Genomic DNA, 13,523 nt, shown 5'->3' on the forward strand with positions numbered 1-13,523 from the left:
TGTCCTTGTCGTATTAATTTTGTATCAAAATCAAGAGTTTTTCATAATCTTGACCCAATTCCATTTCTTCCACACGCAGCGTGGCAATGGTTCGGACGGCGTGCATCACAGTGGTGTGGTCGCGTCCGCCAAACGCATCACCAATCGCAGGCAAGCTCAAAGTGGTCAATTCTTTTGCCAGAGCCATTGCCATTTGGCGCGGTCGGGCAATGTTGCGGGTGCGCTTTTTGCCTAATAAATCGCTGATTTTAATGCGATAGTAATCGGCAACCGTTTTCATAATCAAATCAACCGTAATCGGTTTGTAGTTGCTGGCGACAATATCGCGCAGGGTGTCGGTTGCCAAATCAATGTCGATGACGTTGCGCTTTTCAAAACGGCAACGTGCAATCACACGGTTGAGTGCGCCTTCCAAATCACGCACGCTGGCTTTGACGTTTTGTGCGATAAACAAAGCGGCGTTTTCTTCCAACGAAATATTCATCGCTTGAGCTTTGCGCTCCAAAATGTTAATCCGCATTTCCAATTCGGGCGGTTCTAGGCGAATGGTCATGCCCCACGAAAAGCGCGACACGAGCCGTTTGTCCATGTTTTCCAAGCTGCTGGGCAACTGGTCACAAGTCAAAATAATTTGTTGGTCGCGGTTGTGGAAGTGTTCAAACAAAAAGAAAAACTCTTCCATGGTGCGGTCTTTGCCTGCAATGAACTGAATATCGTCAATAATCAACAAATTATAGTGAAGATATTGCTGCTTGAATGTATCCCACGTTTTGTTGCGAACCGTTGCCATAAAGGTTTTGATGTATTCATCGGAATGCATATAACGCACTCGCGCTTTGGGGTTGAGCCGTATTAGCTGGTTGCCAATCGCCTGCACCAAGTGGGTTTTACCCAAGCCAGTCGCGCCATACACAAAAAATGGGTTATACATACTGTCGCCAGGTTTTTCGGCAATGCTTTTGGCAACTTGGGCTGCAAGCTGATTGCCTTTACCTTCCACCAACGTATCAAACGTGTAATCGGGCGACAAATTGGTTTGCACCAACCGCTGTTCGGTTTCTTCGCGCTGGCGTTCTTGTTCAATCGCTGGTGTGGCTTTGGGTTTATCCAAAGCAGCCTGCACTTCGGTTTCGGGGCGCAAATTGTTCATGCGCTCCAACAAAATGTCTTGTGCCGATTGTTTTTTGTTTTTTTCAGGGGACTTCGTTTTGCTGGCAGCAATCGATTCGTGCAGGCTGCTTTCGGTTTCGCTGGGCGCAAATTCAGGCAAATCCGCCACATCAGCCGAATGAACGGAATCCGCTACATCAGGCAAAGACGCAGGCGCATCGTTTGCCATTTCGTAGCGCGTACCTATGCCGACTTTGTACAACAATTCGGGTGCATTGGGCGCAAGTTCCGCACGGATTGCGTCCAATTTTGCCGCATATTGAGAGCGCAACAAATTGACTTTAAACTGATTTTGAGCGTACACAATCCACACGCCATTTTCTTCGCCCACAGTAATAGGCGCGATGGCAAGATTGAATTGCTGTTCGCTTAATTCGTTGTGCAGGCGGCGTAAAGTCTGCGCCCAAAAATCGGCTAAAATCATAACAATCTCGTAAACAAGGGTCATCAAGTGCAGGCTGCTTTTTCCAATCGCGCCACCAAATTTTGCAAAATTATAACGAATTTTACTTACTTTGTGGATAACTTTTTCCGCGCTGTGATTGTGGATAACTTGCCACACAGCATCAAAAAATAAGCTATTTATGTTACAATCCACGACTTTAAATCCACCCAATACAAGGAAACGCCATGAGCCAAACATATAGCCAAAAATACGAAATGCCTTATCTAAACGGCTTTATCGCCCTTGCCATTTTGCTTGCCGTGGGCGCAGGCTTAATCGGCATTTTTCTGTCGGGCGGATTTTTAGCGATTGTGATTGCCGTGCCGTATGCTTATTTGTTTGGACGCTTTCGCGTGGTGCAGCCCAACACCGCCTTGGTTGGCACGCTGTTTGGCAAATACGCAGGCATCTTGCCACATTCGGGCTTTTATTGGTTGATTCCGTTTTATCGAACCGAAACCGTATCGCTCAAAACAGGCAACTATGTAACCGACACGCTCAAAGTAAACGATTCATCAGGCACGCCGATTGAAATTGCCGCCGCGATTGTGTACCACATCGAAAACCCAGCCGCCGCCGTGTTGGACGTAGAAAACGCCTACCACTTTTTGAACGTGCAAAGCGAAGGCGCACTTCGCGCATTGGCAACGCATCACCCCTACGCCAGCGATGGCAGCCGCGAAAGTTTGACAGGGCATTCGCAAACCATTTTGGCGCAATTCCAAGAAATGTTGCAGGAACGAGTAGAAGTGGCAGGCATTGCTATTGACGAAGTTCGGTTTACGCATTTGACCTACGCACCCGAAATCGCCCAAGCCATGTTGCGCCGCCAACAAGCCGAAGCCGTGATTTTAGCGCGGCAGACTTTGGTTCGTGGCGCGATTTCCATGGTGAGCGGTACAGTAAGTGAACTGGAAAAACGCGGCATTGTGAACATGACCAATAGCGAAAAAGCCAAATTGGTTACGGCAATGATGACGGTGTTGTTGAGCGAAGAAAACGCATCGCCCGTGTTGAATGTGAGTGGCGATTGATGTAAATGATGTAAATAAAGTGCAGGCTGCTTTTTGCGTGTTTCCGCGTTAAAAAACAGCCTGCACTAATTTATTTTGATTGACAAAGCCTTATAAAACAGGTTTAATTGCGCATTTAATTTTTTCCGAATTTTGAATAGGACAACATCATGAAACGTACTTACCAACCATCAGTAACCAAACGCAAACGCACTCACGGCTTCTTGGTTCGCTCTAAAACGCGCGGTGGTCGCGCAGTTTTGGCTGCACGCCGCGCCAAAGGTCGCAAACGCTTGGCTGTGTAATTCTTGGATAATCGCTTTGGTAAAGCGTATCGTCTGCTCAAAACGGCAGAATTTTCTGCCGTTTTTGCTTTGCGTAAACAGCGTTCGCGCTCTTTAATTCAAGTGTTGCAAAGCGCAGACAATCGTTTGGGTTATGCGCGATTGGGATTGGTGGTCGGCAAAAAAGCCGCCAAACGTGCCAATCGCCGCAATTATATGAAACGAGTGATACGCGAGTGGTTTCGGCTACACAAATCCACGTTGCCGCCGCAAGATTTTGTGGTGCGTGTGCGCGTGGCATTTGACCGCGAAACGGCTGCCCAAGCGCGACAGCAGTTGGCAGAATTGATGCTGCCTCGCCGCTAAATAATATTGTGCAGGCTGCCTAAAATTGTTTACGGCTGCCTGCACTTTTGTTTTTTTGGAGTATCGTTATGACACGTTTACTGCTGGCGTTGGTGCGATTTTATCAACTTGCCATTAGCCCACTGATTCCGCCGCGTTGTCGTTTTGTGCCAACGTGTTCGCAATATGCAGTGGAAGCGATACGCAAACACGGCGCGTGCAAAGGCGCGTGTTTAACCGCCAAACGTGTCTGCCGTTGCCACCCTTGGGGCGGCTCTGGCTATGACCCTGTTCCGTAACCAAACATAGGAAATCGCAAAATGGATTTCAAACGAATGTTCATCGCGTTTGCGTTGTCTTTTTTGATTTTGATGGGCTGGGAGCAAATGTTCCCGCGTCCACAAGTTCAAACAACAGGCGCAAATGCCACCGCCACCAGCCAAGTGCAGGCTGCTTCGGCTTTGAGCGAAACTGTGCCGATTACGGTGCAAACCGACACCGTGCAAGCGATTATTGACGAAAAATCGGGCGATTTGCGCGGTTTAACGCTCAATCAATACAACGCCGCCGCAGACGAAAATCAAAAATTTGTTTTGTTTGCCGATGGAAAATACTTGGCGCAATCGCATTTGCTCGATGCCAACGGCAAGAATTTGTTGGACGGTGTGTCGTTTAGTAGCCCACAAAAATCGTACACACTCAATGGCGACAAATTGGAAGTGCGCCTAACCGCGCAGGCGGCAAGCGGTGTGCAAGTGGACAAAGTATACACATTCCACAAAAACAGCTATTTAATCAACGTGCGCTTTGATGTGAAAAACACAGGCTCATCGGCGGTTAAAGTGGGCACTTCGTATCAAGTGGTGCGCGACAACAGCAAACCCGAAGGCGAAGGCTGGTTCATGCAAAGCTACCATGGGCCAGTAGTTTATACGCCCGATGCAGACGAGTTCCAAAAAGTAACCTTTTCCGATTTGGACGATGATTTTGCCAGCGGCAAAGACACCGCCGAATACCAACGTAAAGCCACAGGCGGCTATGTTGGCATGATTCAGCATTACTTTGTGTCTGCATGGATTATGCAGCCTGCACAAGGCGACAATGTTTGCGCCCAAGCAGCCTGCACGGTGGATATCAAAAAACGCAGCGAACAGCTTTATCAAGCAGGCGTGAATGTTGCCGCTGCCGATGTTGCCGCAGGTGCAACCCAATCATTTGGCGCGAATTTGTATGCCGGCCCGCAAGTAACCAGCGTGTTGAAAACCGTTGCGCCCGAATTTGATTTGACCAAAGACTACGGTCGCGTTCACATTTTTGCTGCACCGTTGTTTGCCTTGTTGAACTGGTTGCACGGCTTGATTGGCAACTGGGGCTGGGCGATTGTGTTCTTGACGATGATTGTCAAAGCCGTGTTGTATCCGCTCAACGACAAAGCCTATAAATCGATGGCGAAAATGCGCGCCGTAGCACCCAAAATGGAAGCCCTGAAAAAGCAATACGGCGAAGACCGCATGGGCTTGCAACAAGCGATGATGAAATTGTATCGAGATGAAAAAATCAACCCATTGGGTGGCTGCTTGCCGATGCTGTTGCAAATGCCGATTTTCATTGGTTTGTATTGGATGATTTTCTTATCGGTGGAATTGCGTCAAGCACCATGGCTGGGCTGGATTACCGACCTATCGCGCCCCGACCCTTGGTTTATTTTGCCGATTTTGATGGCGGCGACCATGTGGTTCCAAACCACATTAAACCCACCACCAAGCGACCCAATGCAAGCGCAAATGATAAAAATCATGCCATTGATATTCTCAATCATGTTCTTCTTCTTCCCAGCAGGCTTGGTGTTATATTACGTTATCAACAACTTGCTGACAATTGCCCAACAATGGCACATCAATCGCCAAACCGAAATGGTAGCGACTGCACCGCAAGTGTTGGATAAAGAGCCAAACGGTAAGAAAAACAAAAAATATAGTGAAATGAAATAAAAATAGGACAAGGCGACAACGCCCACCATGTGCAAATAGCACATAAGGGCGTTGGCAACACCGTCCTATTGCAATTTCATTTCACTATAAACCAGGTAATAAATAGAAAGTGCAGACTGCTTTTTGATATTCTCAAAAGCAGCCTGCACTTTTTTGTTTAGTGAAAAGAAATGGGATTATTGAACTTGGCTACCAATCACGCCGCCCAATGCCGCACCGCCCAAAGTTGAGCCTGTGTCGCCACCGAGCAAGTTGCCTGCCACTGCGCCTGCTGCTGCGCCAATCGCGGCATTACGTTGTTGTGTGGTCATGCCACCGTTGTTGGCACACGCTGCCAAGCTAGCGGCTACGGTCAAAATCATAGCAGTTTTTGTGATGATGTTTTTCATGGTGAAACTCCATTTAGTTGGTGGGAAAACGCAAGCAGTATGCCACAACGATTTGTGAAATTGCGTCAAGATTATTGCAAAAGCAGCCTGCACTTTTTGTTGATTTAAAGTGCAGGCTGCTTTTTATACTGTAATCGCGCAATCTTATCCGCGCACAAACGGATTGTATTGTTTTTCATGACCAATGGTGGTGGTGCGAGCGTGTCCTGCAATGACCAGCGTGTCATCGGGTAGCACATACAATTTTTGCGCGATGTTATTGAGCAGAGCTTGATGATTACCTCGCGGAAAATCGGTGCGCCCAATGCTTTCGTAAAACAGCACATCGCCAGCAATCAACAGTTTGGCTTGCTCGCAATAAAACACGACATGACCTGGGGTGTGTCCGTCTATGTGCAGCACTTGGAAGGTGTATGCGCCCACGTTTACGCTGTCGTCTTCGTTTAGCCAGCGCGTGGGCGTAAACGCAGGGCAAACAGGAAAGCCATACGAAGCGGTGGTGTCAGGCAGGCTTTGCAGCAAAAATTCATCGTCTGCGTGTGGCCCGAGCACAGGTACGTTGTGCGTTTGCAGCAAAAACGGTACGCCACCTGCGTGGTCTAGATGTCCGTGTGTGAGCCAAATTTCGCGCAAAGTTAAATCGCGCTGTTGCAAGGCGTGGATTAAGTAATCGGTGTCGCCGCCCACATCGGTTAGCGCGGCATCGCCTGTTTGGTCGTCCCACAGCAGGGTGCAGTTTTGGCGAAAGGGGGTTACGGGGAAGATTTGGTATTGGAGTGCCATAATGTAATTCTATAAATATAGTGCAGGCTGCTTTTTTATGCCAAAACATACGCGAGCAGCCTGCACTTTTTATGGTTGATTTAAATTAGCTTTCAACTGGAATAATGCCAATTTTTGCTTGCCATTGTTTTGGCGCAATCGCGTGAATCGATTGACCTTGACTGTCCACCGCAACGGTAACAGGCATATCTTTCACGGTAAATTCGTAAATCGCTTCCATACCCAATTCAGGAAACGCCAACACTTTCGCTTCTTTAATCGCTTTTGCCACCAAATAAGCCGAACCGCCCACCGCCATCAAATAAACTGCTTTGTTATCCGCAATCGCTTCACACGCTGCCACGCCGCGTTCTGATTTGCCAATCATGCCAAGCAAGCCAGTTTGTTCCAACATTTGGCGCGTGAATTTGTCCATGCGCGTGGCGGTAGTCGGGCCAGCAGGGCCAACCACTTCATCACGAACTGGGTCCACAGGGCCAACGTAGTAAATCATTTTATTGGTGAAATCAACAGGCAATTTTTCGCCATTGTTCAACATATCCACCATGCGTTTGTGCGCTGCGTCGCGACCCGTCAAAATTTTGCCGTTCAACAACAACACGTCGCCCATTTTCCATTGCGCTACATCTTCTTTGGTCAATGTGTCCAAATCTACGCGAATGCCGTTATCGGGGCTGTAAGTAATGTCGGGCCAATCTTCCAAACTTGGGGCTTCCAACACCGCCGCGCCCGAACCGTCCAATTCAAATTCAACGTGGCGAGTGGCGGCGCAGTTTGGAATCATCGCAATCGGTTTAGACGCGGCGTGGGTTGGATAATCCAAAATTTTCACATCCAACACAGTCGTCAAACCGCCCAAACCTTGTGCGCCAATGCCAAGCGCATTCACTTTCTCAAAAATTTCCAAACGCAATTTTTCAACGGTATTCAATTCTGCGCCCGAAGCGGCTTTTTCTTGCAATTCGTGAATGTCAATGTGGCTCATCAATGATTCTTTCGCCATTAACGCCGCTTTTTCAGGTGTGCCGCCAATACCGATACCCAAAATACCTGGCGGACACCAACCCGCGCCCATTGTTGGTACAGTTTTGATAATCCAGTCCACAATGCTGTCTGACGGATTCAACATCGCCATTTTGGTTTTGTTTTCAGAGCCACCGCCTTTTGCCGCGCAAGTAACTTCAATTTTGTCGCCTGCAACCACTTCCATATGCACAACGGCTGGCGTGTTATCTTTGGTGTTGGTGCGCTTGCCTGCTGGGTCTGCCAACACAGAAGCGCGTAACACGTTATCGGGGTGCGTGTAAGCACGGCGCACGCCTTCATTAACCATGTCTTGCACCGACATTTGCGCGTCCCATTGCACGTTCATGCCGATTTTCAAAAATACGGTGGCAATGCCTGTATCTTGGCAAATAGGGCGATGTCCTTCGGCGCACATACGACTATTGACCAAAATTTGCGTCATCGCGTCTTTGGCGGCTGGATTTTCTTCTTTTTCCAACGCATTGGCTAACGCTTGAATATAATCTTTTGGGTGGTAGTAGCTGATGAATTGAAACGCATCGGCAATACTTTGAATAAAATCTTCTTGTTTGATGATGGTCATGATTTTGTGTCCTGTGTTGTTGGTTGTAGTTTTGGGTTTGGAAGTGGCATTATGGCAGCGTTTACATCATCTTGCAAAACGAAAGTGCAGGCTGCTTTTGGGGCGATAAATGATTTAAAAAAGCAGCCTGCACATTCGGTTGATTGAATGTGCAGGCTGCTTTGTTGGGGTCTAGACCCCGACCTACCATTACGGTTATCACAACTGCTGCAACAACCACGCCACATAGCGTTCTACGCCCTGCTCCACCGTATAAAAATCGCTGCTGTATCCTGCTTCGCGCAATTTGCTGATGTCGGCTTGCGTGAAACTTTGGTATTTGCCTTTGAGTGCGTCAGGAAAATCCACATAACGAATCAAGCCTTGCGCCACCAGTTCGCTCAATGACAATTTGGGCAAACCGTCTGCCGCGCGACAGGCATTAACCGTTGCCGCCGCCAAATCGTTAAACGGCTGACTGCGCCCCGTTCCCAAATTGAAAATGCCCGATTGGTCTGGGTTATCCAAGAAATACAAATTCACTTTAACCACGTCTTCCACGCTCACAAAATCGCGGCTGTGTTCGCCATTGCCGTAATCTTCGTATGCGCCAAAAAGGTTCACAAAACCATTTTCGCGATATTGATTGAAGTGATGATACGCCACCGATGCCATGCGTCCTTTGTGTTGCTCGCGCATGCCATACACGTTGAAATAGCGAAAGCCGACCACTTGCGCGGTCAAGCCCTGCTGCATTCGTTGGCGTAACACTTGGTCAAACAAAAATTTAGAGTAGCCATACACATTGAGCGGTTTTTCCAATTCGCGCTGTTCGCGGAAAATATCCACCTTGCCATACACCGCCGCGCTGGACGCATATAAAAACGGAATGCGCTCGTCTTGACACCAATCCAGTAAATCCAGCGTGTATTGGTAGTTGTTTTCCAGCATATATTTACCGTCGTAGTTCATCGTGTCGCTGCACGCGCCTTCGTGGAACACGGCTTGAATGTCGCTATACGGAAATTGATGTTCGCGAATTTGGCGGATAAATTCGTGTTTATCCAAATAATGCGCGATGTCGCAATCGGCAAAATTACGAAATTTGTCGCCGTTCGTCAGGTTGTCCACCGCAACGATGTCGGTCATGCCGCGTTCGTTGAGTGCTTTGACGATGTTGCTGCCAATGAAGCCAGCCGCGCCTGTTACGATGATGGTCATGTTGTTTTCCTTTTTCTATTACTCTAAATTACCGCGTTTGCTCAAAACCAGTCTTCAACAAATCCACAATCTGACTACTGGGCAGCGTGTTGTCCAAACGCACGCTCAACCAATGTTTTTTGTTCATGTGATACGCTGGCGCAAAGCCGTGTTGTCCGCTCAACTGCGTTATCCATTCGGGCAGCAATTTCACATTGACCACCGCTAAGTTATCCACATCGTCCAGCCCGATTTGCGTGCCTGCAATCTGCATCACAATCGCAAACCACTTGCGGTTGCTGCTGTGGCGATACACGGCGTAAGTGGGTATTTTGTCCACAAAAATTCGGGCAATGCACCATATTGTTGGGCGATGTGTTGTTCCAGCCATTCGCGTTGAGATTGCACGATTAGCCTTTCAACGCAGTTTGCAATTCGTCAAACGAACACACCGCCGTACCCAATTTTGCCACCACCACACCAGCGGCGGCGTTGGCAACGTGCATGGCATCGGGCAGGGCATAGCCAGCCGCTAGGCACAAGCCCATTGCCGCAATCACGGTATCGCCTGCGCCCGACACGTCATACACTTCTTGGGCGCGAGTGGGTTGGTGGTCGGTTTGATTGGCGCGATACAAGCTCATGCCCTCTTCGCTGCGTGTAACCAATAGCGCGTCCAACCCAAGCTGTTCGCGCAAGGTTTGGGCTTTGGCAGTCAATTCTGCTTCACTAGCCCAGCCGCCGCCAGCCGCTTCTTTGAGTTCGGCGCGGTTGGGCGTGAGCAAGGTCGCGCCACGATATTTTTGATAATCGCTACCCTTGGGGTCAATCAATACGGGTTTGCCCAAAGCGCGTGCGGTGGCAATCATTTGGGCGACTTCGTTTAACACGCCTTTGCCATAGTCCGACAAAATCACGGCATCGTATTGCGCGACTAAATCGGCATAATGTTGCGCCACCAAGTGCAGGCTGCTTTGGTCGGGTTGCTCTTCAAAATCCAAGCGAATAAGCTGTTGATTACGCGCCAACACGCGCAATTTGAGCGTCGTGGGGGCGTGGGCGCTGCGGTGCAAATGGTTGGCAATGCCGTCTTGTTGCAGCAAGTTTGCCAGCGTGTCTGCCGCTTCGTCATCACCCACTACCGACAGCAGCGCGACTTGTCCGCCCAACGCGGCAATATTACGCGCCACATTTGCCGCACCGCCTGCGCGATGGTCGGTTTTGTTGATTTTGGCAACAGGCACGGGGGCTTCGGGCGAAATGCGGTTCACATCGCCAAACCAATAGCGGTCGAGCATGACATCGCCCACGACTAGCACTCGCGCTTGTTGGAAATCGGAAAGTTTGGGGGAAAGTGTGTTCATTTTGTTTTCATCGCAATAATAAAGTGCGGGCTGCTTTTTAATAAAGCTGCACCGACACGCGAATATTTTGGCGAATTTCCTGCGCTCCTGGGCTGGTTTGCGCTACTTCTGCCGATTTAAACGATGCCGAACGCGCCGAAGTTGCCATCATCATCTGTGGTGCAACAAAATCGCCCTCCTCGCTGCTAAACGATTGATTGAATTCAATCCGCACGATTTTGTAGCCCGAAAAACCCAACGTTTTGCTCATGTGCAAGGCGCGTTGCTGAAAGGTTTTCAATGCTTGGTCGCTAGCTTGATTGACCGCGGCGGTGCGTTTATCGGGCGATACGGAAAACGACAAGCCATCCAATGCCGCTTCGTTTTGGCTATCGGCAACCAGTTTGTTCAATGCGTCAAAGTCTTGGCTGCTGATGCGGATTTGCGCCACGTCTGTCCAGACGCGAATGATGTTGCGTTCGTCATATTCGGGATAGGTGCTGCGGTTGCCCGATTCTACGTCAAACACTTTGCCGCCCAATTTGGCGCGATTGAGCACCGCATTGACACGGCGCGTTACCGTGTTGCTCACGTCTTGGCGCGATTTGCCACTTTCGCGGATTTCTAGCACCACGTTCATGGTGTCGTTTGGCACGCGCACACTGGCACTTTCGTTGAAATTGACTAGATTGTAGTGTAGCGACTCTTCCGCTTGGGCTGATGTGCTGGCAAGTGCCAAAAGCAAGACAGAAATAATGGTTTTCATAGCATTTCCTTTATCAAAAAAAAACCAAAGCAGTCTGCACTTTTTGTCCAAATTATGACTTGGTTATAAAAAGTGCAGGCTGCTTTTCAATTATGCGCGATGTTGCGCGATGATTTTCAACATTTGCGCCAAAACTTTGGGGTTGGCAGCCACAATATTGCCCGTTTCCAGCCAAGTTTGTTCGCCGTCAAAGTCGGTTACGATGCCGCCTGCTTCTTGCACAATCAACGCACCTGCGGCAATGTCCCACGGTTTTAATTTGTATTCAAAAAAGCCGTCAAAACGCCCCGCTGCCAGCGAACACAAATCCAACGCCGCAGCACCTTCGCGCCGTGCGCCTGCGGTTTTTTGGATAAACGCTTTCAAAATCGCCAAATATTCGTCCAACATAGATTGGTCCACCACAGGAAAGCCTGTGCCAATCACGCATTGGTTCAGTTCAATGCGGTTGGACACGCGAATGCGGCGGTCGTTCAACAACGCGCCTTGTCCGCGTGATGCGGTGTACAAATCGTTGCGTTCGGGTGCGTACACCAAGGCTTCTTTGAGTACGCCTTTTTCCAGCAATGCCATGCTAATCGCATATTGTGGGTGTCCGTGCAAATAATTGGTTGTACCGTCCAAAGGGTCAATAATCCATTCAAATTCAGCGCGTTCGCTGCCCGACACGCCCGTTTCTTCCGACAAAATGCGGTGGTGTGGATACGCTTCTTGAATGGCGTTGATTAAAATGCTTTCGGATTGTCTGTCCACATCGGAGACAAAATCGTTTGATGCTTTGCTGTCAATTTTGATAGACGATAAATTGCTGCTGGCGCGGAGCATGAAGTCGCCAGCCTTACGTGCGGCTTTGAATGCGACATTAAGCGCGGGGGATAATTGTTGTGCCATGATGATTCCAATAGGGCAAAAGTTAAAAATCTATTTTAAAGAACAAAAAGTGCAGGCTGCCTGCACAAAAATCGTGTTGAATTATACGTTTTTTTTGCCTTTACGGCTATGTTTGATAAGCGTAGCATGACGGCTTTTTTAGAGCGATAACGGCAATGAACAGGCAAACCAGCGAAACACAAAAAGGCATCATTGGCGCATTGGCGTGCTACCTTTTGTGGGGCGCATTCCCCTTGTTTTGGTATCCCATCAACCAATCCGATATGCCCTCCATGCAAGTTTTGGCGCAGCGCGTGGCGTGGTCGGCGGTGTTTGCGGTAGCGTGTATGCTTGTCTTTAAGCAAACGCAAACCGTGTGGCAAGCCGTGCGCCAACCCAAAATTTTGCTGACTTTTTGCGCCAGTTCTTTGTTAATTGGTTCTAACTGGCTGATTTATTTGTGGGCGATTTTGAACAATCATGTGGTTGATGCTAGCTTGGGTTATTTTCTCAACCCATTGGTGAACGTGTTGATTGGCTTTTTAGTGCTGCACGAAAAGCTCAACAAAATGCAGGCTGCTTCGCTTATTTTGGCGGCATCGGGCATTGTGTGGCTTGCCATTCCAGCAGGGCAAATTCCGTGGGTAGCATTGTCGTTGGCGGCTAGTTTTTCGTTGTACGCGCTTATTCGCAAACTCGCGCCCATGCCTGCGCTGGCTGGTTTGACACTGGAAACGCTGTTGCTGTTGCCGTTTGCTTTGGCGTATTTGGGGTATTGCGCGTGGCAAAATCAGCTTTATTTTGGGCAACTCAATTCGCTGCAAACCAGCATTATTGTGCTATCGGGCGTAGCAACGACGATTCCGCTGCTGTTGTTTGCATCAAGTGCGAAACGGATTTCGTTGTCGCTGCTGGGTATGCTGCAATATGTGTCGCCCACCTTGCAATTTGCGCTGGGCTTGATGCTGTTTGGCGAAACGCTCAATGCGTCGCGCTTGGCTGGCTATGGCTTGGTTTGGTGCGGCGTGGCGGTATTTTTGTGGGGAACTTGGCTGGCTGGGCGCAAAGCGTCATCGTAATTATAGTGAATTAAATTTGGGGCTGTATTTAGATTAGCAGTTATGTTACCCTTTAAAAATGAAGATAACACACTGTAAACTATCTAAAAAAGTACAAAAGAAATTACGGGTTAAAGGACAAAATGGTTGGTTTTTACCACACCTAACCTGCCTAATTAGAAAAATAATCTTTAATAAACATAGTTTTATTCTCTAAATTTAGGCCAATATGGTGGTTCAAAGCACTTTTTAAACCAGCAAAACGACTTTCCAATAAA

General features: G+C 48.6%; 17 protein-coding genes. 6 read left to right on the forward strand and 11 right to left on the reverse strand.

The features are described from left to right. Positions 1–13 precede the first annotated feature (13 nt). Entirely contained in the window at positions 14–1,594 is a 1,581-nt protein-coding gene (dnaA, locus tag BQ5809_RS04930) for a chromosomal replication initiator protein DnaA (protein WP_032827861.1), read from the reverse strand. Positions 1,595–1,800: 206 nt separating this feature from the next. Here dnaA and BQ5809_RS04935 point away from each other — a divergent pair, with 206 nt between their 5' ends. The 5 genes from BQ5809_RS04935 (at position 1,801) to yidC (ending at position 5,248) form a co-directional block, all read left to right on the forward strand. Then, positions 1,801–2,649, forward strand: a complete 849-nt coding sequence (locus tag BQ5809_RS04935) for an SPFH domain-containing protein (protein ID WP_003788439.1) — start codon at positions 1,801–1,803, stop codon at positions 2,647–2,649. Between the two features lie 149 nt (positions 2,650–2,798). Next, positions 2,799–2,933 carry a 50S ribosomal protein L34 gene (gene rpmH / locus BQ5809_RS04940; RefSeq protein WP_002214728.1) on the forward strand — a complete coding sequence of 45 codons (135 nt, stop codon included), beginning with the start codon at positions 2,799–2,801 and terminating at the stop codon, positions 2,931–2,933. A 3-nt stretch (positions 2,934–2,936) separates the two neighbouring features. Then, positions 2,937–3,278 carry a ribonuclease P protein component gene (rnpA, locus tag BQ5809_RS04945; RefSeq protein WP_003788442.1) on the forward strand — a complete coding sequence of 114 codons (342 nt, stop codon included), beginning with the start codon at positions 2,937–2,939 and terminating at the stop codon, positions 3,276–3,278. Positions 3,279–3,346: 68 nt separating this feature from the next. Then, positions 3,347–3,556, forward strand: coding sequence for a membrane protein insertion efficiency factor YidD (gene yidD, locus BQ5809_RS04950; protein WP_003788445.1), 210 nt, complete (start codon positions 3,347–3,349; stop codon positions 3,554–3,556). Positions 3,557–3,577: 21 nt separating this feature from the next. After that, positions 3,578–5,248 carry a membrane protein insertase YidC gene (yidC, locus tag BQ5809_RS04955; protein ID WP_003788446.1) on the forward strand — a complete coding sequence of 557 codons (1,671 nt, stop codon included), beginning with the start codon at positions 3,578–3,580 and terminating at the stop codon, positions 5,246–5,248. Between the two features lie 176 nt (positions 5,249–5,424). Here the strand turns inward: yidC and BQ5809_RS04960 are convergent, their stop codons facing one another. From BQ5809_RS04960 to BQ5809_RS04995, 10 genes are all read right to left on the reverse strand, one after another. Next, on the reverse strand, positions 5,425–5,637 hold the full coding sequence (locus BQ5809_RS04960; protein ID WP_003791841.1) for a glycine zipper 2TM domain-containing protein: 213 nt from the start codon (positions 5,635–5,637) through the stop codon (positions 5,425–5,427). Between the two features lie 144 nt (positions 5,638–5,781). Next, on the reverse strand, positions 5,782–6,420 hold the full coding sequence (locus BQ5809_RS04965; RefSeq protein ID WP_003788451.1) for an MBL fold metallo-hydrolase: 639 nt from the start codon (positions 6,418–6,420) through the stop codon (positions 5,782–5,784). 85 nt (positions 6,421–6,505) lie between these two features. Next, positions 6,506–8,029 (reverse strand): fumarate hydratase, encoded by a 1,524-nt coding sequence (locus BQ5809_RS04970; RefSeq protein WP_003788453.1) that lies wholly within the window; start codon positions 8,027–8,029, stop codon positions 6,506–6,508. Positions 8,030–8,090: 61 nt separating this feature from the next. Further along, the gene (locus tag BQ5809_RS11410; RefSeq protein ID WP_003788454.1) at positions 8,091–8,219 is read right to left on the reverse strand and encodes a hypothetical protein; all 129 of its coding nucleotides are present in this window, start codon (positions 8,217–8,219) and stop codon (positions 8,091–8,093) included. A gap of 8 nt (positions 8,220–8,227) precedes the next feature. After that, positions 8,228–9,229: an ADP-glyceromanno-heptose 6-epimerase gene (gene rfaD, locus BQ5809_RS04975; RefSeq protein ID WP_003788457.1), complete on the reverse strand. Its 1,002-nt coding sequence runs from the start codon at positions 9,227–9,229 to the stop codon at positions 8,228–8,230. 28 nt (positions 9,230–9,257) lie between these two features. Then, a complete protein-coding gene (locus BQ5809_RS04980) occupies positions 9,258–9,539 on the reverse strand; it encodes an MmcQ/YjbR family DNA-binding protein (RefSeq protein ID WP_230311280.1) in 282 nt (93 codons plus the stop codon). Further along, positions 9,482–9,616, reverse strand: coding sequence for a hypothetical protein (locus tag BQ5809_RS11415; RefSeq protein WP_257003591.1), 135 nt, complete (start codon positions 9,614–9,616; stop codon positions 9,482–9,484). The genes BQ5809_RS04980 and BQ5809_RS11415 overlap by 58 nt, the downstream gene beginning before the upstream one ends. Positions 9,617–9,618: 2 nt before the next feature. Then, a complete protein-coding gene (gene rfaE1 / locus BQ5809_RS04985) occupies positions 9,619–10,572 on the reverse strand; it encodes a D-glycero-beta-D-manno-heptose-7-phosphate kinase (RefSeq protein ID WP_003788461.1) in 954 nt (317 codons plus the stop codon). Positions 10,573–10,609: 37 nt separating this feature from the next. Further along, positions 10,610–11,317 carry an SIMPL domain-containing protein gene (locus BQ5809_RS04990; RefSeq protein ID WP_032827833.1) on the reverse strand — a complete coding sequence of 236 codons (708 nt, stop codon included), beginning with the start codon at positions 11,315–11,317 and terminating at the stop codon, positions 10,610–10,612. A gap of 90 nt (positions 11,318–11,407) precedes the next feature. Next, a complete protein-coding gene (locus BQ5809_RS04995; protein WP_003788465.1) occupies positions 11,408–12,208 on the reverse strand; it encodes an inositol monophosphatase family protein in 801 nt (266 codons plus the stop codon). A 155-nt stretch (positions 12,209–12,363) separates the two neighbouring features. Here BQ5809_RS04995 and rarD point away from each other — a divergent pair, with 155 nt between their 5' ends. Beyond that, positions 12,364–13,266 carry an EamA family transporter RarD gene (gene rarD, locus BQ5809_RS05000; protein ID WP_003788469.1) on the forward strand — a complete coding sequence of 301 codons (903 nt, stop codon included), beginning with the start codon at positions 12,364–12,366 and terminating at the stop codon, positions 13,264–13,266. Positions 13,267–13,523: the final 257 nt, after the last annotated feature.

The organism is Kingella kingae ATCC 23330 (genome assembly GCF_900111845.1).
Taxonomy (GTDB): Bacteria; Pseudomonadota; Gammaproteobacteria; order Burkholderiales; family Neisseriaceae; genus Kingella; species Kingella kingae.